Annotated in this window: 26 protein-coding genes; 9 read left to right on the top strand and 17 right to left on the bottom strand. The window is 65.4% G+C overall.

What is annotated here, in order from left to right:
* Window positions 1-53 precede the first annotated feature (53 nt).
* Genes BM449_RS03765 through hisF form a run of 5 tightly spaced genes read right to left on the bottom strand, consistent with a single transcriptional unit; the run spans window position 54 to window position 3,083 of the window.
* The gene (locus BM449_RS03765) at window positions 54-236 is read right to left on the bottom strand and encodes a hypothetical protein (protein ID WP_071801942.1); all 183 of its coding nucleotides are present in this window, start codon (window positions 234-236) and stop codon (window positions 54-56) included.
* 11 nt (window positions 237-247) lie between these two features.
* The gene (gene glyQ, locus BM449_RS03770) at window positions 248-1,117 is read right to left on the bottom strand and encodes a glycine--tRNA ligase subunit alpha (protein WP_071800120.1); all 870 of its coding nucleotides are present in this window, start codon (window positions 1,115-1,117) and stop codon (window positions 248-250) included.
* 23 nt (window positions 1,118-1,140) lie between these two features.
* Entirely contained in the window at window positions 1,141-1,854 is a 714-nt protein-coding gene (ubiE, locus tag BM449_RS03775) for a bifunctional demethylmenaquinone methyltransferase/2-methoxy-6-polyprenyl-1,4-benzoquinol methylase UbiE (protein WP_071800121.1), read from the bottom strand.
* Between the two features lie 40 nt (window positions 1,855-1,894).
* On the bottom strand, window positions 1,895-2,239 hold the full coding sequence (locus tag BM449_RS03780; protein WP_071800122.1) for a hypothetical protein: 345 nt from the start codon (window positions 2,237-2,239) through the stop codon (window positions 1,895-1,897).
* A gap of 43 nt (window positions 2,240-2,282) precedes the next feature.
* The gene (hisF, locus tag BM449_RS03785) at window positions 2,283-3,083 is read right to left on the bottom strand and encodes an imidazole glycerol phosphate synthase subunit HisF (protein ID WP_071800123.1); all 801 of its coding nucleotides are present in this window, start codon (window positions 3,081-3,083) and stop codon (window positions 2,283-2,285) included.
* A gap of 58 nt (window positions 3,084-3,141) precedes the next feature.
* Here hisF and BM449_RS03790 point away from each other — a divergent pair, with 58 nt between their 5' ends.
* The 3 genes from BM449_RS03790 to BM449_RS03800 all read left to right on the top strand — a co-directional run bounded on the left by BM449_RS03790 (window position 3,142) and on the right by BM449_RS03800 (window position 6,696).
* Entirely contained in the window at window positions 3,142-3,366 is a 225-nt protein-coding gene (locus tag BM449_RS03790) for a DUF2862 domain-containing protein (protein ID WP_071800124.1), read from the top strand.
* Between the two features lie 67 nt (window positions 3,367-3,433).
* Window positions 3,434-4,423 (top strand): chlorophyll synthase ChlG, encoded by a 990-nt coding sequence (chlG, locus tag BM449_RS03795; protein ID WP_071800125.1) that lies wholly within the window; start codon window positions 3,434-3,436, stop codon window positions 4,421-4,423.
* Between the two features lie 86 nt (window positions 4,424-4,509).
* Window positions 4,510-6,696, top strand: coding sequence for a PBP1A family penicillin-binding protein (locus BM449_RS03800; protein WP_120352819.1), 2,187 nt, complete (start codon window positions 4,510-4,512; stop codon window positions 6,694-6,696).
* Between the two features lie 17 nt (window positions 6,697-6,713).
* Here the strand turns inward: BM449_RS03800 and BM449_RS03805 are convergent, their stop codons facing one another.
* Both BM449_RS03805 and BM449_RS03810 read right to left on the bottom strand, forming a co-directional pair.
* Window positions 6,714-8,075, bottom strand: a complete 1,362-nt coding sequence (locus BM449_RS03805) for a 16S rRNA (cytosine(967)-C(5))-methyltransferase (protein WP_071800126.1) — start codon at window positions 8,073-8,075, stop codon at window positions 6,714-6,716.
* Window positions 8,076-8,088: 13 nt separating this feature from the next.
* On the bottom strand, window positions 8,089-8,427 hold the full coding sequence (locus tag BM449_RS03810) for an MGMT family protein (protein ID WP_071800127.1): 339 nt from the start codon (window positions 8,425-8,427) through the stop codon (window positions 8,089-8,091).
* A 91-nt stretch (window positions 8,428-8,518) separates the two neighbouring features.
* Here BM449_RS03810 and trmH point away from each other — a divergent pair, with 91 nt between their 5' ends.
* Window positions 8,519-9,208: a tRNA (guanosine(18)-2'-O)-methyltransferase TrmH gene (trmH, locus tag BM449_RS03815; RefSeq protein WP_071800128.1), complete on the top strand. Its 690-nt coding sequence runs from the start codon at window positions 8,519-8,521 to the stop codon at window positions 9,206-9,208.
* Between the two features lie 29 nt (window positions 9,209-9,237).
* On the opposite strand, the gene BM449_RS03820 is transcribed toward trmH, so the two are convergent.
* The 4 genes from BM449_RS03820 to BM449_RS03840 all read right to left on the bottom strand — a co-directional run bounded on the left by BM449_RS03820 (window position 9,238) and on the right by BM449_RS03840 (window position 11,911).
* Complete coding sequence (locus BM449_RS03820; RefSeq protein WP_071800129.1) at window positions 9,238-9,495, bottom strand: hypothetical protein; 258 nt, start codon at window positions 9,493-9,495, stop codon at window positions 9,238-9,240.
* A gap of 360 nt (window positions 9,496-9,855) precedes the next feature.
* A complete protein-coding gene (locus BM449_RS03830) occupies window positions 9,856-10,134 on the bottom strand; it encodes a hypothetical protein (RefSeq protein WP_071800131.1) in 279 nt (92 codons plus the stop codon).
* Window positions 10,135-10,499: 365 nt separating this feature from the next.
* A complete protein-coding gene (locus BM449_RS03835; protein WP_071800132.1) occupies window positions 10,500-10,964 on the bottom strand; it encodes a prepilin-type N-terminal cleavage/methylation domain-containing protein in 465 nt (154 codons plus the stop codon).
* Between the two features lie 128 nt (window positions 10,965-11,092).
* Window positions 11,093-11,911, bottom strand: coding sequence for an ABC transporter permease (locus BM449_RS03840; RefSeq protein WP_083544611.1), 819 nt, complete (start codon window positions 11,909-11,911; stop codon window positions 11,093-11,095).
* A gap of 252 nt (window positions 11,912-12,163) precedes the next feature.
* Between BM449_RS03840 and BM449_RS03845 the strand changes: the two genes are divergently transcribed.
* Window positions 12,164-12,901: a response regulator transcription factor gene (locus tag BM449_RS03845; protein ID WP_233831051.1), complete on the top strand. Its 738-nt coding sequence runs from the start codon at window positions 12,164-12,166 to the stop codon at window positions 12,899-12,901.
* Here the strand turns inward: BM449_RS03845 and BM449_RS03850 are convergent.
* The 6 genes from BM449_RS03850 to lepA all read right to left on the bottom strand — a co-directional run bounded on the left by BM449_RS03850 (window position 12,876) and on the right by lepA (window position 18,586).
* On the bottom strand, window positions 12,876-14,303 hold the full coding sequence (locus BM449_RS03850; RefSeq protein ID WP_233831240.1) for a HAMP domain-containing sensor histidine kinase: 1,428 nt from the start codon (window positions 14,301-14,303) through the stop codon (window positions 12,876-12,878). The genes BM449_RS03845 and BM449_RS03850 overlap by 26 nt on opposite strands.
* A gap of 168 nt (window positions 14,304-14,471) precedes the next feature.
* Window positions 14,472-15,182: a hypothetical protein gene (locus BM449_RS03855; RefSeq protein WP_071800136.1), complete on the bottom strand. Its 711-nt coding sequence runs from the start codon at window positions 15,180-15,182 to the stop codon at window positions 14,472-14,474.
* A gap of 3 nt (window positions 15,183-15,185) precedes the next feature.
* Window positions 15,186-15,731 (bottom strand): GspH/FimT family pseudopilin, encoded by a 546-nt coding sequence (locus tag BM449_RS03860; RefSeq protein WP_071800137.1) that lies wholly within the window; start codon window positions 15,729-15,731, stop codon window positions 15,186-15,188.
* On the bottom strand, window positions 15,728-16,186 hold the full coding sequence (locus BM449_RS03865; RefSeq protein ID WP_071800138.1) for a hypothetical protein: 459 nt from the start codon (window positions 16,184-16,186) through the stop codon (window positions 15,728-15,730). The genes BM449_RS03860 and BM449_RS03865 overlap by 4 nt, the downstream gene beginning before the upstream one ends.
* On the bottom strand, window positions 16,183-16,677 hold the full coding sequence (locus BM449_RS03870; RefSeq protein WP_071800139.1) for a hypothetical protein: 495 nt from the start codon (window positions 16,675-16,677) through the stop codon (window positions 16,183-16,185). Before BM449_RS03870 ends, BM449_RS03865 begins: the two co-directional genes overlap by 4 nt.
* 100 nt (window positions 16,678-16,777) lie before the next feature.
* Window positions 16,778-18,586, bottom strand: coding sequence for a translation elongation factor 4 (gene lepA, locus BM449_RS03875; protein ID WP_071800140.1), 1,809 nt, complete (start codon window positions 18,584-18,586; stop codon window positions 16,778-16,780).
* A 116-nt stretch (window positions 18,587-18,702) separates the two neighbouring features.
* Between lepA and BM449_RS03880 the strand changes: the two genes are divergently transcribed.
* The 4 genes from BM449_RS03880 to serS all read left to right on the top strand — a co-directional run bounded on the left by BM449_RS03880 (window position 18,703) and on the right by serS (window position 21,157).
* The gene (locus BM449_RS03880) at window positions 18,703-18,987 is read left to right on the top strand and encodes a type II toxin-antitoxin system prevent-host-death family antitoxin (RefSeq protein ID WP_071800141.1); all 285 of its coding nucleotides are present in this window, start codon (window positions 18,703-18,705) and stop codon (window positions 18,985-18,987) included.
* A 3-nt stretch (window positions 18,988-18,990) separates the two neighbouring features.
* Window positions 18,991-19,380, top strand: a complete 390-nt coding sequence (locus BM449_RS03885) for a type II toxin-antitoxin system VapC family toxin (RefSeq protein ID WP_071800142.1) — start codon at window positions 18,991-18,993, stop codon at window positions 19,378-19,380.
* Between the two features lie 79 nt (window positions 19,381-19,459).
* Entirely contained in the window at window positions 19,460-19,762 is a 303-nt protein-coding gene (locus tag BM449_RS03890) for a NifU family protein (RefSeq protein WP_233831053.1), read from the top strand.
* Window positions 19,763-19,876: 114 nt separating this feature from the next.
* Window positions 19,877-21,157, top strand: coding sequence for a serine--tRNA ligase (gene serS, locus BM449_RS03895; RefSeq protein WP_071801945.1), 1,281 nt, complete (start codon window positions 19,877-19,879; stop codon window positions 21,155-21,157).
* The last annotated feature ends 40 nt before the right edge of the window (window positions 21,158-21,197 follow it).

Raw genomic sequence — 21,197 nt, forward strand, 5'->3', positions numbered from 1 at the left:
TCCCCAGCCATGCCCACTTCAGCCCAGTGAAAACTTCAACCCAGCCCAAACGCTTAGAAGCTCGGCAGCTTCAGCAGCAGATCGCAGAGCTCGGGGCTGGGCAGGTCGGCGCCCAGCAGCGGGGCCACCAGGGCGGCGACCGGCCGCAGCCGGCAGGGCCAGATCGCCCGCTCGCTGAAGCGGCCGGCCTCAAAAGCGCCAACCAGCAGCAATACGCTCAGCAGAACGCGTTTCACCCGGCCAGCCTTCACCCCTTCAGCAAGGGGAAGCCGAGCTGGCGCCGCTCCTCCAACCAACCCTCCGCCACCTGGCGGGCGAGGTGACGGATCCGGGCGATCGTGGCAGTGCGCTCCGTCACCGAAATCACGCCACGGGCCTCGAGCAGGTTGAAGGTGTGACTGCACTTGAGCACGTAATCGAGGGCCGGCGCCGGCAGGCCCGCCGCCGCCAGATCGCTGGCTTCGGCCTCATAGAGAGCAAACAACTGCTGCAGCCGTTCGGGGTTGGAGGCCTCGAAGTTGTAGCTGCACTGGGCCTTCTCGGAGGCCAGCCAGAGATCGCCGTAGCTGCGCTCGCCATTCCAGCTCAACTCCCAGATACTCTCCACGTCCTGGAGATACATGGCGAGGCGCTCGAGGCCGTAGGTGATCTCGATCGACACCGGCCGGCAATCAAGGCCGCCGCACTGCTGGAAATAGGTGAACTGGGTGACCTCCATGCCATCGAGCCACACCTCCCAGCCCACGCCCCAGGCGCCGAGGGTGGGCGATTCCCAGTTGTCTTCCACAAAGCGGATGTCGTGGTCAGCGGCGCGGATGCCAAGGGCTTCGAGCGAGGCCAGATAGGTGTCCTGGATGCCATCGGGTGATGGCTTGATCAACACCTGGTACTGGAAGTAGTGCTGGGCCCGGTTGGGATTGTCGCCGTAGCGGCCGTCGGTGGGACGGCGGCAGGGCTCGGGATAGGCCACCGCCCAGGGTTCCGGTCCGATCGCCCGCAGCACCGTGTGGGGGCTCATCGTGCCGGCGCCTTTTTCGGTGTCATAGGGCTGCAGCAACAGGCATCCCTGCTCGGCCCAGAACCGGTTCAAGCTGGTGATGATGTCCTGGAAATGCATCGTCTGATCTTCTCAGAGCGGCTTCAGGCGACCAGCTGAAGCAAACCCATCAGCCCACCGGCCACGGGGCGGTGGCGAGCAAAAGCGAAGCCGGCCGCCAGCGCCAGCCGCTCCTGCTCGGGTGCGGTCGGGAAGCGCTCCAGGCTGGTTTCGAGATAGGCGTACTGCTCGGGCAGCTCAAACCAGCGCGCGGTGGGCACCACCAGATTGCGCAGATAGAAGCGCTGGAACGCGGCCGTGAGGGCACCGGCCGCCGTGGCCGGATCGGACCGGTTGAAATCCAGCACGGCGGCGCGGCCAGCGGGCCGCAGCAGGCGCCGCAGTTCGCGCAGCCCTGCGGCCGGATCGGCCAGGTTGCGCAGCCCGTAGGCCATCACTGCCCCATCGGCCGAGCCGGCGGGCAGGCCCGTGGCCAGGGCATCGCCCTGCTGCCAGCGCAGGGGCAACCAGGGCTGGAGCTGGCTGCGGCGGCGGGCAACGGCCAGGGGCGCGGCGGCGGCATCGAGGCCGAGCACCTCCCCACCGGGCCGCAGCCGCTCGGCGAGCACCAAGGCCAGATCACCGGTGCCGCAGCAGAGATCGATCAGCCGCTGGCCGGGACGGGGCTGCAGCCAATGCAGCGCCTGACGCTTCCAGAAGCGATGCAGACCAAGGCTGAGCAGGTCGTTGAGCTGGTCATAACGCGGGGCGATGGCGTCGAACAACTCACGCACCGCCTCGGGATCAGCAGGCTTCAAGCGGCAGCTGGGGCGAATGACAACTCTGAAACATGGCTGCTCAGGAGGATGGCAGACCGGGGCAACGGGCGGGTTCCACCAGACAATCGAGCGAGGTGTCCCAGGGCAGAGCGACGGAATCGAGGCTGATACCGGTGCCCGTGGCGAACGGTACGTTCGTCAGGCCATCGACCATCAGCCGGTAGGGGGAACTGACAGTGAGCACCATCACTGTGGCCAGGCCGACGGCGGCGGAGCAGACCATGCAGCCGGCCAGCATCAACGAAAACTCCTGGCGGTCGTTGGCGGCCTGCATCAGCGAAAGCGCCCAACCCACCAGCGCCACCACAGTTGCAACCACCAGAAGAGCGAGGGTTGTCGAGACGAGTGGGGGCAGAGCCGACACGGTGGCGTCAGAAGAAAGTGAATCAGGTGTTACAACCTGAGAATCAACTGTAAAGGCTCGTTACAGCCTTTTGCGGCCCCTCCAGCGGACGGATCGCCAGCCCCCTGGCGATCAGGTCGGTCTTGATCGCTTCGATGCTGAGCACGCCGTCGTGGAGCAGGGAGGCGAGCAGGGAGGCCGAGGCCCCGCCCTGCTCCAGGGCGGCGGCGATGTGATCGATGCAGCCGGCGCCTCCTGAGGCGATCACCGGCACCGAGACGGCGCTGGCCACCGCGCTGGTGAGCGCCAGGTCGTAGCCGGCCTGGGTGCCATCGCCATCCATGGAGGTGAGCAGCAGTTCGCCGGCACCGAGCGCCACCACCTGGCGGGCCCAGGCCACGGCATCGAGGCCGGTGTTCTGCCGGCCCCCTTGCACAAACACATCCCAACCCGTGCCCTCGGCGCGGCGGCGGGCATCGATCGCCACAACGATGCATTGACAGCCGAACTGCCGGGCCCCTTGCGCCACCAGATCGGGATCGCGCACCGCCGCTGAATTGAGGCTCACCTTGTCGGCGCCAGCGCGCAGCAGGGCGGTGATCCCCTCCACGCTGCCAATGCCGCCGCCGACGGTGAAGGGGATCGTCACGGCTTCAGCGGTCTGGCGCACCAGCTCCACCAGGGTGGTGCGGCCCTGATGGCTGGCGGCGATGTCGAGAAAGACCAGTTCGTCGGCACCGGCGGCGTCGTAACGGCAGGCCAGGGCCACCGGATCACCGGCATCGCGCAGCCCAACGAAATTGACCCCCTTGACCACCCGGCCGTCAGCCACATCGAGGCAGGGAATGATGCGCTTGGCGACCATGGAGGGGGGAAACGGGGGGCGCTGTTAGGGTTGCGCGACTTGCCCAGCCGCGCTGGCCATGACTCAGGCTGCCACCCCAGGATCCATCGACATCGGCTCCCGGGTGAGGATCACCCGCGTGCGCGATCGCATCCCCGCCGATCTGGTTGAAGCGCTCAAGAGCGATGCCTCCGGCACCGTCAGCGGTTTCAAGATGACCGACGGCAGCGGCATCGGCGTGGTGGTGGAACTCAGCAACGGCAGCAGCGGCTGGTTCTTCGACGACGAAATCGCCCCGGCCTGAAACCATCCATCCCGCCGATGACGGTCGAGCCGGTTTCGGTCATGCTGGTGATCTCTGCTTCCATCTCTTGAGCGACGCCCCCGATTCCCCCCCCAGCAGCAGCGGCGGAAAAGCCCGCCAGCTGCTGGGCATGAAGGGGGCCGCAGGCACCACCAGCATCTGGAAGCTGCGGCTGCAGCTGATGAAACCGGTCACCTGGATCCCCCTGATCTGGGGCGTGATCTGTGGAGCGGCTGCCTCGGGCAACTACGTGTGGAGCGGCCGCGACTTCGGCGCCGCCATCGCCTGCATGTTGATGAGTGGTCCGTTGCTGGCCGGCTACACCCAAACCATCAACGACTACTACGACCGCGAGATCGACGCGATCAACGAGCCCTACCGGCCGATCCCCTCCGGGGCGATCTCCCTGGAGCAGGTGCGGGTGCAGATCTGGGTGCTGCTGCTCTCGGGGCTGGCCGTGGCGGGGGGCCTCGATCTCTGGGCGGGCCACCGCACCCCGGTGCTGTTGCTACTCGCCCTGGGCGGATCGCTGGTCAGTTACATCTATTCGGCGCCACCGCTGAAGCTCAAGCAGAACGGCTGGCTGGGCAACTATGCCCTTGGCGCCAGTTACATCGCTTTGCCCTGGTGGGCCGGGCAGGCCCTGTTCGGCCGGCTCACCTGGACCACAGCCCTGCTCACCCTGGCCTACAGCCTGGCCGGGCTCGGCATTGCTGTGGTCAACGACTTCAAGAGCGTGGAAGGCGACCGGGCGATGGGGCTGAAATCGCTGCCGGTGGTGTTCGGCATCGAGCGGGCCAGCTGGATCAGCGCCGGCATGATTGATCTGTTCCAGCTGGCGATGGTGGCTGTGCTGATCGCCATTGGCCAGAACTTCGCCGCGGTGCTGCTGGTGCTGCTGATCATTCCCCAGATCACCTTCCAGGACATCTGGCTGCTGCGCGATCCGGTGGCCTTTGACGTGAAGTATCAGGCGAGCGCCCAGCCGTTTCTGGTGCTGGGGATGCTGGTGACGGCGCTCGCGATCGGCCACAGCAGCCTCACGGCCGTGTTGTGACCAGCGAAGTCTCTCGCAAGGGATCCCCCACCCGCCTGAGGGGCGAGGAAAGGAAAACGTCGACCCGGCAAAGCCGCAAGAAGCTGCTGCTGGCCGGGCTGTTGGCAGCGGGAGTCGGCAGCGCCGCAGCCTTCGGCCAAGCGTCGCTGGTGCGCTCGGTCGACGGGATGCTGCCTGACGTGGCGCGGATCAACACCTTCAACCGACCCGGCACGGTGACGATCCTTTCGGCCGATGGCCAGGTGCTGCAGAAGCTCGGCCCTGCCACCCGCGAGAAGGTGGCTGCCGGTTCGATGCCCGAGCTGCTGCGCCAGGCGTTCGTGGCCGCCGAAGACCGGCGCTTCTACGAGCACGACGGTGTTGACATCTGGGGGATCGGCCGGGCCATGGTGCGCAACATCCGCCGCGGCGCAGTGGAAGAAGGCGCCAGCACCATCACCCAGCAGCTGGCCCGCACGGTGTACCTCAGCCAGGACCGCACCCTGGTCCGCAAGCTCAAAGAGGCGGCCCTGGCCGGCAAGATCGAGCGCCAGCTCAGCAAACAAGAGATCCTCGATCAATACATCAACTATGTGTATCTGGGCTCAGGCGCCTACGGCGTCGCCGATGCGGCCTGGATCTACTTCTCCAAGGCCGCCGACCAGCTCACCCTGCCGGAAGCAGCCCTGATCGCCGGCCTGCCGCCGGCCCCGTCGGTGTATTCGCCGCTCGTGAACGAAGACCTGGCCCTACAGCGGCGAGCACTGGTGCTGGGCCGGATGCGCCAGGCGGGGTTCATCAGCGCTTCCGAGCAGACCGAGGCCGAGGCCACACCGCTCCGGCTCCAACCGGCCTTGCCCAAGTACTGGAACAGTGAGGCCCCCTACTTCACCAGCTGGGTGGCCCAGGAGCTACCCAATGTGTTAACTCCTGAGCAGCTTGAGGTGGGCGGACTGACGATACGCAGCAGCCTCAACCTGGCCATGCAGACGGAGGCCCAGAAGGTGATCAGCAGCAGTGCCAGCGGCTCCATGGAGGGGGCGCTAGTCACCGTCGAGCCGGGCACCGGCCTGGTGCGTGCCCTGGTGGGCGGTAAGGATTACAACAAAAGCCAGTTCAACCGAGCCACTCAGGCGCTGCGATCACCCGGCTCCACCTTCAAGCTGTTCGTCTATCTCGCCGCCCTCAAGGAGGGGATGCGGCCAGAAACCGTCTTGGACGACAAGAAGCGCTGCTTCGCTGGCTACTGCCCCAAGAACTTCGGTGATCGCTACCGAGGCAAGGTGACGATGGCCACGGCCCTGCAGAGCTCTCTCAACGTGGTGGCGGTGAGCCTGCTGCAGCAGGTGGGCTTCGACAAGGTGATCGCCATGGCTAAGAGCCTGGGAATCACCCGTGAGCTGGGCCGCTTCTACCCGATGGCGCTGGGCGCCTACGAGCAGACCGTGCTTGACATGACCGCCGCCTATGCCGCCGTGATCAACCGCGGCGTGTTCGTGCCACCCACCCCGTTCGAGGAGATCAGCGGCCCCGACGGCGAACTGCTCTGGAGCAGGCGCCTGCAGTCGGACCGGGGCCGGCGGGTGGTCGACAGCGACATCGCCGACGCGATGGTCTGGATGCTGCAGCGGGTGGTGACTGGTGGCACCGGTGGAGCGGCGTCGATCGGCAGGCCTGTGGCCGGCAAGACCGGCACCTCCGAGGGCGCCCGTGACGTCTGGTTCATCGGCGCGATCCCCCAGCTCACCACCGGCATCTGGCTGGGCTGGGACAACAACCGCTCCTCCAAGAGCGACAGCGGTGCTGCCGCCGCCGCCTGGGGCCGGTACATGCGCGTGATCGCGAAGGATCTGCCCGTACGGCAGTTCCCGCCCAAGCCCGTGCTCACGGGCAGCTTCAAGGCCAACAAACCCGCCGCGAAGAAGCCAGCCGCCCCAACCGCCAGCCCGGCCCCCGCCCGCGAGCAGCCCAGGCCGTGGGAGCAGGATCGGCCAGAGCCGACGTCCAGCTTCGAGCCCCGTGACTTCCAGCCCGAGGAACCAATTCCGGCACCCACTCGGGCTCCCGCGAGCCGCCCATCCCAACCCCAGTCCAGGCCAGCCCCACAGGCGGTGCCCAGACCGGCCTCGCCACCGAGCCGCCCGCCCCAGCCAGTCGCTCCTGTTCCGGCGCCAACTCCTGCTGCCCGGCCGCCGGCCAGCCAGCCAGCACCAGCGCCCGCTCCCCCGCCAGCACCACCGCCAACAGCACCACCGCCGGTGCTGGCACCAACGGCACCACCGCCACCACCTTGAGCTAACGCCTTGAGCCTTCAGCCCGGGGCCTGGAGCACGGCGGCGTAGAAGCCATCGCCGCCGCCCGGCGTGGGCCAGAGCTGAAGTTCCGAACGCTGGCTCCAGCTGGGGTGGCCCGCCAGGAAGGCCGTGACCAGTTCACCGTTTTCACGGGGATGGACGGTGCAGGTGGCATAAACCAGCCGACCGCCTGGCTTGAGCAAGGGCACCATCCCCTCCAGCAGGCGGCGTTGCAGCACAACCAGATCATCGATGGCGGCGGGGGTGATCCGCCAGCGGGCATCGGCATGGCGGGCCAGGGTGCCAAGACCGGAGCAGGGGGCGTCGACAAGAATCCGATCGAAGCTCTCAGCTGGCAATTCGCTGGCCAGCTCGGCCGCATCGGTCTCGTGCTGCTGAATCGAGGCCAGCCCCAACCGCTCGGCATTGACGCCGACGCGGCGCAGGCGGCCAGCGGAGCGATCAACGGCCAGCACCACCCCCTGATCGGCCATCAATTCGGCCAGATGGGTGCTCTTGCCGCCGGGGGCCGCGCAGGCATCAAGCAGACGTTCACCAGGGAGGGGCTCCAGCAAAGGGGCGATCCGCTGGGCGCTGCGGTCCTGAACGCACCAGTGGCCTTCGGCATAGCCGGGCAGGGCGCGCAGATCACCGCAGCGGCCGTGGAGCGTCAGCCCCCAGGCTTGATCAACAAGGGGTTCAGCGGCCACGCCAGCGGCGGCAAAAGCGGCGAGCACCGCCTCACGGCTTGCCTGCAGCCGGTTGACACGCAGATCCAGGGAGGGCGGCAGATTGGCCGCCACACCGAACGCCTCAGCGCCTTCGGGCGGCAGCCATTGCAGCAGATCGGCAGCCAGCCAGTTGGGCAGGGAGTGGCGCAAACCAAGGGCCGCGACGGGTTCGGCAGGCAGCGGTAGGGGGCTGCTGGCAGCGGCGCTACGGCGACGCAGAAAGGCGCGCAACACACCATTCACCACCGGCGCCAGCCGGGCCAGACCATCCCGTTTGGCCAGTTCCACGGTGGTGCTCACCGCCGCTGAGGCGGGAACCCGTTCGGTGGCGAGCAGCTGGTAGAGGCCGAGGTGCAGCAGCCAGCGCAGCTTGGGAGGCTGACGTTCGGCCGGCACCTTGCCGAGCTGGTCGAGCCAGGCATCCAGGCGGCGGCGCTGGCGGATCGCCCCGAAACAGAGCTCGGTCGCCAGGGCACGGTCAGGCGGCGAGAGCGGCAGGCGGCGCAGTTCCCGCTCCAGGGCCAAATCGGCATAGGCCCCGGCCGCCACGGCCAGAAGCGCCCGCCAGGCCACCCGCCGCGAGTCGAGTCCGGCGGCTTCTGGCTGCAAGGCAGCCGCAAAAGCATCGCGATCCGGCGCAGCGGTCATGGTTGGGGAGTGGTCATTGCGGCACCCAGAGATAGCTCCGCAGGGCCAGGCGGCCCGCCCCATCCACGGGGATGCCTTCAGCGATCAGCAGCTCGCGCTGGATCCAATCGCTGCCTTCGCGGCTGAGGCTCATGCTGATCTGGCCTCGGGCGCTGACGACCCGGTGCCAGGGGACCGGTGAGGGCAGGGCGAGACGACGCAACGACCAACCCACCTGGCGGGCGCAGCCGTAAGCGCCGATCCAGTCGGCAACCTGGCCATAGGTGGCGAGGCGACCCTGGGGGATGGGCGCCACGACGGCATAGACCCGCTGATCGAAGCCAACGGCGGCGGCAGGCAGGGCAGGCCTCATCAATTCATGATCCCACCCCTGCTTGCAGGAGCCGCGCTTGCTGCAGTCAAACCATGATCGAGCCTTAAGGTCTGAAGCTCCGCCCCGTTCCATGCCGCTGCTGCCGCGCCGCTACGAGCGACTCCAGGCCGTGCTGAATCGGCGCATGGCCGATCTCACGCTGCTGCTGGAGGCGGTGGACAAGCCCCACAACCTCTCGGCAATCTTGCGCAGCTGCGACGCCGTTGGGGTGCTCGAAGCCCATGCGGTGAGTCTGCCGGGCCGCAGCCGCCGCTTCAACCAGGCCTCCCTGGGCAGCGAGAAGTGGGTGGCGGTGCACCCCCACGCCACGGTGGAGGAGGGGCTGCAACGGCTGCGGCGGGAAGGGTTCCGGATCTACGGCACCCATCTGGGCGTGAACGCGGTGGACTATCGCCAATGCGATTTCACCGGACCAACGGCCTTCGTGCTCGGGGCCGAGAAGTGGGGCCTGAGCGCGGCGGCCAGCGCAGGCGTGGACCAGGGTCTGTTTGTGCCGATGGGCGGCATGGTTCAGTCGCTGAACGTATCGGTGGCGGCGGCGGTGCTGCTGTTCGAGGCACTGCGCCAGCGGCAGGCAGCAGGGCTTCTGCCCCTGGCCGGCGAGGGGGTGCCGGCAGAGCGGCGTAATGGCCTGCTGTTCGAGTGGGCCTACCCCCAGGTCGCCGACTGGTGCCGCCGCGAAGGTCGTGCTTACCCAGCGCTCTCAGCGGAAGGGGCGATCAGCGAAGAGCTGCCGCGCACACTGCGGCTGCGCTGCTGACACGTCTGAAGTGGTCAGTAGGCCAACACTCAGAATGGAATCATCACATCATCGCGATGGGGCTCCGTCCGACCGGCCTGGCCGGAGCGGGCCCGCGGCAACCAGAGGGCCAGAGCCAGACCAGCGAGCTCAAGCAGCAGGAGCCGACCGCCAAGCAAGACCACAAGCAGCAACCCCACCGCCAGGATGTGCTCCAGCAGAGCGATCACGTCGTCGGCGTTGGCGGAACCAAGCAACCAGAGCAAGGTGGCGGCAGCGAGCAGAACAAACGTGAGCCAGAGGGGCATGGGGAATGTCGAGGCGCCTAGGCGTAGCGGATTAATCCCGGCCATTCATTTTGAGCGGCTCGGTGGCGCTGCGTGGGTTCAGGGGGAACGTTCCAGCCAGGAGAGTCGCCGGATCAATCAGTACAGCGGCTATGGACGGGCCGTGTGCTGGGCGAAGCGAGCTGAGAATCACGCAGTTCTGGGCGAAGGTGAGGGTAGAGATCATGGCCGCGGTCGCAGGAGACAGCTGCGCCATCGCCATCAGGGTTTCTACAAAGCTGTTTCCACAAGGCTGCGGTCGTCAGGTGAGAGAAAGGAGCGATTGGTGTAATCGATACAGAGCTTGAGCACTTCCAGGGCAGACCAGCAATTGTGCAGGCCTTAGCGGGTGGGATAGCCGTAAATATCGACAGTGATCCAATAGGACGTTTCCACATCTTCAAAGATGTAGAGGCCGCCAGGACGGAGCAACTGATCGAACAGAATTGAGAAACTGGAGAGCTGATGGGGCGGAAAATGGGAGCCGTCGTCGACGATCAGATGAACGGGGTGGCGAATGGATGCGATCACGCCCTGCACGGCAGCGGGATCCCCCTGATCCACCTGGAACACATCATTGCCAACACCAGAGAGGCTCAGGTCACGATCCAGGCAATACACATGCGCGCGTGGGAATCAAGAGATGCGAGAAGGGAAGGCTCTTACCCTCCCCATAGCCGATTTCGACAATGGCCAGAGTTTTGCAGCGCCTGAGCGGGGCAAGAAAAAGAGGACAAAAGCGGACATAGCCGTGATGCGTGGTCTTGTCGGTCCGGCATTCAGCTCCGACCGCCTGCACGAAGGCCTGATCAAAGGTAGGTCGTTTGGACGGAGAGGCCATCGAAACACAGGCATGATCGCCTGCGCACTCAACGTACACACGTTGCAGAGATCCAGACAACCACTCTGGAGGGTCAGAGCGTTACGCACATCGGCATGGATGACTGGAAATCAGAATGCAGCAGAAACAGCCTTTTGCAGGCAGACTAGGTCAAAAGACATGTCGTAACTCCATCGGTATTGACATCGATTGTCAGTTCATTCGTCGCTGCAATTGTTTCAACGGCCATGCATCGAATACCAGCAGGCCCAGGCTCAAGGGTGACAACAAAAGTACCGCCACCAACGCAGTTATCCACTGCGTTAACGGCAATAACATTTTGATCACTCGGTTCCGTCATACCAATAGCCAAATCAGAAGCAGCAGATGTTGCACATTCTTTGGCAAGGCCAAGCGCCTCTCCTATCAGCGCCCCATTGGCAGCCGCTCGGCGGGCTTGAAGATATTGCGGTAAAGCAACGGCAGCAAGCACACCAACGACCGCTACAACGATCATCAGCTCAACGAGCGTGAAAGCTCGATTCTTGCTGCGGCTTGCATGGATGCCGCGAAGCACACGGAGTTGAGCCTTGGGCAAGAGTTTCATCAGACCAGGAACAGTTTTGATCATGAACTGTAAAGGCTTGATCCATTAGAGCCAATGCTCTTTTCCGAAAATCGATGAAGCAATAGCCGACAAGATAGAGAAAGCAAGGTGAACGCAAGCTGAGAGAGCACTCTGCTCCGCAGTGCTGAACATCAGCCTCCCTTGCCCCCATCGCCGCCGCTCACCCAGGCCTCCAGGCCCTCGCCCAGGAACGAAAGCCCCAGTACCAACACAAACATCGCCAGGCCGGGATAGAGCGCCGTCCACCAGATGCCGGTGGGCAGCGCGGTGAGAGCCTGCTGCAGGTCGGCGCCCCATTCCGGAATCGATTCGGGGAGCCCCAGGCCCAGGAAGCCCAGGCCGCCCAGCACGAGTACGGCGTCGGCAGCGTTGAGGGTGAGCAGCACCGGCACCGAGGTGATCACGTTGCGCAGCAGGTAACGGCGCAGGATCCACAGCGGCCCCGCCCCCAGCGATTGAGCCGCTTCCACATAGAGCTCCGCCTTCACCTGGGCCGTCTGGTTGCGCACCACCCGGAAATACTGGGGGATGTACACCACACACAGCGCCGCCGCCGCATTGGGAAGGCCGCGCCCCAGCAGGAAGGCGAGCACCACCGAGAGCAGCAGCACCGGCAAGGTGTAAAGCGTGTCCATCAGCAGCACCAGGATTCGGTCGAGGCCACCGCCCAGGTAGCCGCTCACCATGCCCAGCGGCACGCCGATCAGCAGTGCCGTGATCAGGGCCAGCAGCACCACCTGCAACGCCACACCACTACCGGCCAGGGTGCGCACGCAGACATCGCGACCGAGGCGGTCAGTGCCGCACCAGTGCTGCAGCGAAGGGGTGGCATAAATCTCGTTGGCCAGGCCGGCGTTCGGATCGTCCAGCAGGCCCAGATGAATGAGTAGGGGCGTGGCCAGGGCCACCAAGCCGTAGGACAACACGATCAGCAGGCCCCAGCGGGCCATGCGGCCAGAAAGGTTCTTCGGGCGCCAGCGCAGCCATTCCCTGGGCTGGAAGACGGTCATGGCGGCAGCTTGAGCGGCGTGAGCGGGCCCAGTGTGGGACCCAAAGCGACCTTTGGGAGCGGTGGCCAGCCAAGAGGCCTAACCAGACTTGAAGAAACCCGCATCAAAACCCGGCCTATTGCTACAACAAAGCCAACATGGATCCAGCAAAATCAATGCGCCGAAGCTGAATGTTTCCCAGCGGGGGAAGTCATGCGCGATACAGTCATGCGCGATACAGAAAGCAGCCCACGCATTCTCATCGTCGATGACGATTTCGAATTGCGCCGTTTCCTCCAGGGGGAGTTTCTGGTGGAGGGTTTTGCAGTAGGCGAAGCCGATACGGGCCTGAGCGCCCTCACCCAGTTACGCGACAACCCCAACCCCTTCGATCTGGTGCTACTCGATTGGACCCTGCCCGATTTCAGTGGTGTCGAGATCTGCCGCCGGCTTCGCTCCAGCGGCGTCACCGTGCCGGTGGTGATGCTCACGGCGCGAGACGACATCCGCGACCGAGTTGAGGCGCTGGATTCCGGCGCCGACGACTTCATCAACAAACCATTCTCCATCGAGGAACTGCTAGCCCGCGTCCGCGCCCGCATGCGCCGCACCGGACTCAACTTGAACGGCAGCGTTGGCGAGCTACTCAGCTATCGCGGCCTGACCATGAACACCGGTAACCGGGAAGTTCGCCGCAATGGTGCCCCGATTCATCTCACCGTGCGCGAATACGACCTCCTCCAGACCCTGCTGCGCGAACCGAACCGGGTGCAGACGCGCAATCAGATCCTTGCCAGCGTCTGGGGCGCCAACCATTTCGGTGATGACAACCTGCTCGACGTCTACATCCGTTACCTGCGCAAGAAGGTCGAGCAATCCGGCTGCCCCAGCCTGATTCAGACCGTCCGTGGTGTCGGCTTCATGCTCAAGGAAGGGGATCCTTGGAACTGAACCGGCGCAGCAGCAACTGAAAATCGGAACCGCCCCCTGGGCCGGGGGCATCCACCACCCGCGCCTCCCCTCCCATCCGCTCCATCAGCAACTTCACCACCGACAGACCAATGCCGCTGCCCCGACGCCTTGAAGAAGCGCTGCCCTGAACAAACCGCTCGAAGATCCGCTCTTTTTCGGCATCCGCCACCCCAGGCCCGCGGTCACGCACATGCACCACCACCACCTCCGCACTGCAGGCCAGGCTCTCCCCTGAGGCCTGGGGAGTGGTCTTGGGGGTGCACTGGGAGGTGGCAAACAACTCGATCGGACTGCCTGGATCGGCGTACTTCAGGGCGTTTTCCACCAGGTTGGTGAGGCACTGCTGCAATCGATCGGCATCACCGCAGGCCACCAGGACCTCAGCCTCGACGGGCGCCAACAGCCGCAGCCGCGAACCGGCATGGTCCACCAGCTGCTCATAAGTCGCCAGCAGCAGCAGCTCCACATCGATGACCTGGTGGCTCACCTCCAGGTGGCCGGCCTCATCGCGGGCGATGGCGAGCAAGTCGCTCACCAGCCGCCCCACCCGCTCTGCTTCGCCCTGGATCAACGCCAACGGCGCGATCATTTCCGCAGCAGCCCCATCGCTGTCCACGTCGCTGGCCGGATCGCGCTCACGGGTCGAGCTGGTTTGTTCTGCCTGGCGCTGCAACCGCTGGGCGTAGCCACTGATCAGCGTCATCGATGTACGCAGCTCATGGGAGACCCCATCGACAAAATCCCGCTGGCGCTCGAAGGAGATAGCCAGGCGATCTAGCAAGTCGTCGAAGGCGAGGGCGATCGGTTGAAGCTCCTCGGGTTGGGGTTGCTCCTGCAACCGTTGGCGGCCGAGGCCATCGGCGCTGATCGCCGCCACGCTGTTGCCAAGCCGCTGCAGGGGCCGCAACCCCCCCTCCATCACCAGCCGCAGCAGGGCACTGGTCAGCAGGGCTGTCATCCCGGCCATGGCGATCAACAGCAACTGGGTGATCCGCTCCCGCCCAGCATCGGCGCTGAAATCCTCGAGGACATGCAGGCGAGCCGGGCCGCTGCTCAGCAGCACCGGGTTGGCATAGGTCAGGAAGATGCCGCCACCCTCCCGGAAGGAGACCGGCCCATCGACTTGCCGGGCCAGGCGGCTGGCGGTGCTCTCCAAAGGACCGAGGGTCTCCGCCGCCCCTGGAGCACCTTCCAGCCACACCGTGACGCCGGGGAGGAGCATCGAGCTGATCCGCCGTTGCATTTCCGTCGAATCGGGAATCTCAGCGGATTCAGTGAGCTTCTTCTGAAGCGCATACACCCCGTCGCTGTGGGCGTCGTAGCGGCTCAGAGCGGCGAGCTGCCTGTTGGCAAGAAGAAGCACGCCGTAGCCAACAAGCACGGCCAACAGACTGGTGGCTTGAAGTCGACGACGAATCGAACTCAAATTCGATCACCATTCAAGGCCAAAGGTACCTTCAGAATCGCTGGTTTGTCCCTCCTCAGAACACATGGTCCTGAGCGGAGATCTGAGTCAACAGTCGCAAGGGCGCAGAGCGATCGCATTCGACTAACCGGCACCCGCCAACACTTCGCTGACGATCGTTTGCGCTCTTCCGCCAGCCTCGCTGAAGCTCTGCTCCAGCCGCAGCGCCACCAGCTGGGTCTCGGGATCGAGGCAAGCCGAGAATGGCAGCCGTGACGAACCATTCAGTTCCACCCCAGCCGCTACCGCGGCTTCGCCGCCGTTGAGCAACAGGCTGCAGCCCTGCCAGGGCGTGGCCTGGGCAGCCAGCCCGTCCAGCACGACCCGGCTCTGGAACGTCGTGCCGGCGGACACTTGGCCGTCAAGCCCGAAGGCAGGCCCACAGCGGACCAGCACCCTGCCCTGCCAGAGGCCACTGGGCGCTGCTCCAACCGAATAGGTGATCGTTCCCTCCGGCGTCCTGAGCTGCAGCACGGCCGGCCGCCCCGCCAGGCCGCAGGCTGAGCCGTAGCGCTCTGGGTCGGGCGCCACCGCCGTGGCCCGCTGCAGATCGGCCTGGATCAGGTCCAGGGCTCGGCCCTGGTTCGCCCGCTCCCGCAGCAGGCGGCTGAACCGTCCGGCGTTCAGCCCTTCCCCCAACAGCGCCTGGACCACCACCCCGCAGAACAGCAGCCCCAGCCCCATCGCCAGCAGCAGCTCCACCAAAGAGAAGCCGCCCCCCTGACGGCGCAAACCCTGCTGTTGGTGTTGAAACGGAATGGACGACCCGGCGGTACGCATGGTGATGAACAACAACGATCAGAGCGTGGGATCGGGTTGGCAGAGGCTGCTGTCGGGCCTGCTGCCGCTGGCCCCGCCATAGCGGCCCAGCCGCACGATTCCCAGCGGCAGCGCCATCACCAGACAGCGGCGCAGGGGAGTGCCGCTGCTGGCCAGCACCACCGTGCCGCCATCAAGCACCAGGCCATTGCTGCTGAAGCGCAACACCTCTGGCAGGTTGTGGAGCACGTCCACCGCGGTGCTCTCCACCCCCTCACCCAGTTCCATCAGCGTGTCGCGACAGGGCCTCAAAGCTCCGCCCTGCGGCGGCTGCCAGCCCTGCTCCGAGAGGGTGAGTCCACAGGCTTCCCCCTGCTGTTCGGCCTCACTGCGGCCACGCTCGATGCCCTGAGCCAAGCGCCGACTCGCCACCTCCAGGCGTTGCCTGGCCAGGCTTTCACCCCCCGACCGCAGGCCCAGGCCAGCCAGCAGGCCGATCACCGCCAGGGTCACCAGCAGCTCCACCAGGCTGAAGCCAGCCTGGTGGCTGAAGCGGCTCGGCCTGGCCTGCAGACGCTGTCTCACGTGCCCTCCTCCAGATCGGAAGTGGCAGCCGCTGACGGACAGAGGCCATGGGCGGCAGCGGTGAACAGCCGGCGACGCTCCAGGCCCATGGGCTCGATGCGGTAGACGAGCCAGAGCCCATCCACTCCCGACGACGTCGCGCTCACCTGGCGCTGCACTCCCACCGGCAGAGCTCCAGCCCCGCTCTGGAGCTGCTCCGCCATCCACTGGCCTGCCGCCGCACAACCGGCTGCCGGCTGTTCAGGGCCTTCAGCTTCCACTCCAGCCACCACAGCGAGCGCCGCCTGGCGCAGGCCGTGCTCGCGGCGCAGCAAGTCGGCATCGACACGGCGCAACATTTCCTGCTGTTCAGCGTTGGCCTGGCTCCAGCGGGCGCTGGAGCTCCACAGTTGCAACGAGGTGTTGGCCGCCAGGGAGAACACCAGCATCGCCATCGTGATCTCGATCAGGTTCATCGCCCCATCCGCCGCACCGTCAGCAGCCGCTCCGGCCGGTCGGGATCAAGCCGCAATCCGAACAGGGCCTGGGCCCGACTGCCCGTCTCCTCTCCCCCTAACTCCAGCCGCAGCCGAGCCTCCAGTGCCGTCACCGGTTCAGCAGCAGGCCCAGGAGCAGGCCACCACTCCACCAGCCTGTAGCGGGAGCTGCCCACCTCCCCTTCACGGAGCCCGGCGAGGCTGGCGCCCGCTCCGCAACCCGCCGGTGGCCACTGCGACGACGGGACTTGCAGCAGGCAGCGGTAGGGGCCATGGAGCTGGGCCGCCACCTGCTGGGCGGCCGAAGCCAGGGCGTCGCTGGCCTGGCGTTGCCGCCATTGCCCTGCCATCTGTCGATGGCCATGCAGGGCAGCGGTTTGCAGCGAGAGGCTGCTGAGCAGCAACACCAGCCCCACGCCGAAGGAGAGGGGCAGAAAGAAGCCCGACTGGCCAGCATGCTGGGCGGCCATGGACTTGCTTCGAAGCTGAGAAGGCATCGGTGGCCTCAGGTGGGGATCACGCCTTCAGCGTTCCCCTCCTCTCGCCGCTTGAACCTGGGCGAGCAGCGGCTTACTGATTCAGCTTCAACACCGCCATGAAGGCCTCCTGGGGCACTTCCACCCGACCCATCGCCTTCATGCGCTTCTTGCCCTTGGCCTGCTTCGAAAGCAGTTTCTTCTTGCGGGAGATGTCACCGCCATAGCACTTGGCCAGCACATCCTTGCGGATCGCGCTGATGCTTTCGCTGGCGATGATGCGGCTGCCGATCGAGGCCTGGATCGGAATCTTGAATTGTTGGCGCGGGATCAATTCCTTGAGTTTCTCCACCAACCCCTTGCCCACGTTGTAGGCCTTGTCACGGTGCACGATCGTGGTGAGCGGATCAGCCTTCTCGGCATTGATCAGCACATCGAGGCGCACCAGTTCATTCTTGCGGTAGCCGATCAGGCTGTATTCCATCGAGGCATAGCCCTTGGTGCGGCTCTTCATCTGATCGAAGAAATCAGTGACCACTTCAGCCAGCGGCATCTCGTAGTGCAGCGTGACGCGCTCAGTGGTGATGAACTTCATATCAATGAATTCACCGCGCCGCTCCTGGCATAGCTCCATCAAGGTGCCGTTATAGGTATTGGGCGTATAGATCTCCAGCTTCACATAGGGCTCCTCGATCGATTCACGCTTCTGCGGATCAGGCAAGGTGGCCGGATTGTCCACCATGATCAGCGTGCCGTCGATCAAGGTCACCTGGTAGATCACCGATGGCGCCGTCACGATCAGGTCAAGGTTGTATTCCCGCTCCAGCCGCTCCTGCACGATTTCCATGTGCAGCAGCCCAAGGAAGCCGCAGCGGAAGCCGAAGCCCATGGCGCTGCTGGTTTCGGGCTCAAACTTCAGCGCCGCATCGGAGAGCTGCAACTTGTTGAGTGCTTCGCGCAGATCGGGGTATTGATCCGCGTCGGTGGGGAACAGCCCGCAGAACACCATCGGCTTGGCCTCGGCATAGCCGGGCAGCGCTTGGGCGGCCGGATTCGCCAGCAGGGTGATTGTGTCGCCCACCCGGGCATCGGCCACCGCCTTGATCGAGGCCGACAGGTAGCCCACCTCACCGGCATGCAGGCTCTCCACCTGGCGCTGGTCTGGGGCCATCACCCCCACCTCGTCGAGTTCGTAGCTGGTTTTGCTGGCCATCAGCAGCACCTTGTCCTTGCGGGCGACCCGGCCACTGATCACCCGGAAGTACACGATCACGCCGCGGTAGGCGTCGTAATAGGAGTCGAAGATCAGGGCACTCAACGGCTCAGAGAGCCGATCCGGCGGCGGCGGCACCCGATCCACCACCGCCTGCAGGATGGCTGCCACCCCCAGGCCGGTCTTGGCGGAACAGGCGATGGCGTTACTGGTGTCGAGGCCGATGATCGCTTCGATCTCCTCGCTGATCCGGGCTGGATCGGCGCCGGGCAGGTCGATCTTGTTGAGCACCGGAATGATCTCCAGATCGTTCTCCAGCGCCAGATACACGTTCGCGAGCGTCTGCGCCTCCACCCCCTGGCTGGCATCCACCACCAGCAGCGCCCCCTCGCAGGCCTGCAGGCTGCGACTCACCTCATAGGAGAAATCCACATGGCCGGGCGTGTCGATCAGGTTGAGGATGTAATTTTCGCCATCGGCCGCCTTGAACTCCATGCGCGCCGCCTGGAGCTTGATCGTGATCCCCCGTTCGCGCTCCAGTTCCATGTTGTCGAGGAACTGGGCCTGCATGTCCCGCGCCGCCACCGTGCCGGTTTCCTGCAACAGACGATCGGCCAGCGTCGACTTGCCGTGGTCGATGTGGGCAATGATGCAGAAATTGCGGATCCGAGAAACGGGAACGTCGGTCATCGCGTTGGGAAAGCCCGTTCAGGGAAGCCAGTGGGATCAATCCTAGGAATCGGGCGACAAGCCCAAAGCCATTCCTCTCGATTCAACTAAGCTAAGCCTTAGTCCATCGTCGCGCCATGGCGCTTTCAGCCACGCCCAAAACCACGCAGGCAAGCCTCCGCCAGGTGAACGTGCACGAAGCCAAGACCCAGCTCTCCCGCCTGCTTCAGGAGGTGGAGGCCGGTCAGGCGGTGGTGATCGCCAGGGCTGGTGTCCCCATCGCCCAACTGGTCCCCATTCAGGCCCAAGCCTCCGGCGTCGCGCCTCCAGGGGCGATGCGCGGTGAGATCACCATGGCGGACGACTTCGATCGCACCCTGGACGACCTGTTCACCGTTCTGCAGCTGCCGATCGCCCCTTGATCCATGGCCCGGTTGCTCCTCGACACGCACCTGGTGCTCTGGTGGATCGCAGACCACCCACAGTTGCCCAAGGCTGCGGTCGGCCTGATCCGCGACCCTGAGAACGAGGTTCATGTCAGCCAGGTTTCCCTCTGGGAACTGGCGATCAAAGCCTCCGTGGGGCGGCTGGATGTGGACCTGGCCAAGCTTGAACGCACCATTCCCGCCCAGGGCTTCCGCTGGCTGGCAATCCGCAACCAGCACCTGCTGGCTGTGGCCGAACTGGGAACCAGCCCCGTGCATCGCGATCCCTTTGATCGCTTGCTGGTGGCCCAGAGCCGCAGCGAACCGCTGAGGCTGCTCACGGCCGATCGCCAGCTCGCGGCCTACGGACCGACGGTGACGGTTTTTTGAACCCAGACGATCCATGGCCTGGATCCAGGCGACCTCCAGGCTGCCTCCCTAAACTCAAACCACACCTCGAATTCTGTTGATGAGTCCCGAAACTGCCACCAGCGAAACCACCACTCCAGAGCTGAACGTTGAAGCGGCGATCAGCGACCCCCGGGCCCTCACCATCCCCAACGTGGAGCGTGTGCTCGATGAGCTGCGCCCGTACCTGATGGCCGATGGCGGCAATGTCGAGATCGTCGAGATCGACGGTCCGATCGTCAAGGTGCGTCTCCAGGGTGCCTGCGGCTCCTGCCCCAGCAGCACCATGACCCTGAAGATGGGCATCGAGCGCAAGCTGCGTGAATCGATCCCCGAAGTGAGCGAAGTGGTTCAGGTGCTCTGAGGCCCCTGCGCCGAGTGATCACGGCCAGCCTTCGCTGAGGGCTGGTTAAGGGTTGTTGCCCAGAAAACCCTGGCACCACTGAGCCGTAGGCTTCCCACACTTGCCTGATTGGCTGTGCTGGACCTGCGCTTGGTGCGCGATACGCCGGAGCTGATCGTCGAGCAGCTCGGCCGCCGCGGCCTGAAGCTCGATCTCACCGCCCTGCAGATGATCGCCCGCCAGGAGCGGGATCTTGAGCAGCAACGCAGCAGTCTCCAGGCCGAGGGCAACCTGGTGGGGCGTCAGGTGGGAGAGCTGATTCGCTCCGGCGAAGCGCCCCACAGCCCGGAGGTGCAGGCGCTGCGCGACCAGGGCAACCGCCTCAAACAGCAGGTGGGGGTGCTTGAAGAAGAGGAGAAGAGCCTCGAAACCCGCCTGCGCGACCAACTGCTCGCTTTCCCCAATCTACCGTCGCCCCACTGCCCGGAGGGACGATCGGAAGCCGACAACATCGAGGTGCGTCGCTGGGGAACGCCCCGCCAGGGCGAGGGCCTGCAGGAGCACTGGCAGATCGCCGAGAGGCTGGGCCTGATCGACAGCGAGCGCTCGGTGCGGATTGCCCAGAGCCGCTTTGTCACCCTGCTGGGCCAGGGCGCTCGCCTGGAGCGCGCCCTGATCAGCCTGATGCTCGACCTGCACGGCCGGCGCGGCTACCGGGAGGTGATGCCGCCGATCCTGGTGAACAGCGCAAGCCTGATGGGCTCCGGCCAGCTGCCGAAATTCGCCGAAGAAAGCTTTCGCTGCGCCGACGACGACCTCTGGCTGACGCCCACCGCCGAGGTGCCGATCACCTCGTTCCACCGCGACGAGCTGATCGCGGCCGAACAACTGCCGCTCAAATACGCCGCTTACACCCCCTGCTTCCGGCGCGAGGCGGGTACCTACGGCCGTGACACCCGCGGCCTGATCCGCCTGCACCAGTTCAACAAGGTGGAGCTGTACTGGTTCTGCAGCCCAGAAGCGTCGGAGGCCGCCCACGCCCAGCTCACCGGCGACGCCGAGGCGGTGCTGCAGGCCCTGGACCTGCCCTACCGGGTGTTGGAGCTCTGCACCGGTGATCTCGGCTTCTCCGCGGCCCGCACCTTTGATCTGGAGGTGTGGCTGCCCGGCGCCGGCGCCTATCGGGAAATCTCCAGCTGCAGCAATTGCGGTGACTTCCAGGCCCGCCGCTCCGCCATCCGCCAGAAGGATGGCAAGAAGACGCGCCTGCTCCACACCCTCAACGGCAGCGGCCTGGCGGTGGGGCGCACGATGGCGGCCCTGCTCGAAACCGGACAGCAAGCCGATGGCAGCGTCCTGCTGCCGCAGGCGCTGGTCCCCTACATGGGCTGTGACCGCCTCGTTGCCGAAACCTGAACCCAGTCTCTTACGGCCTCCCCCACACCTACCCAACCGC

Source organism: Synechococcus sp. SynAce01 (assembly GCF_001885215.1).
Classification (GTDB): Bacteria; Cyanobacteriota; Cyanobacteriia; order PCC-6307; family Cyanobiaceae; genus Regnicoccus; species Regnicoccus frigidus.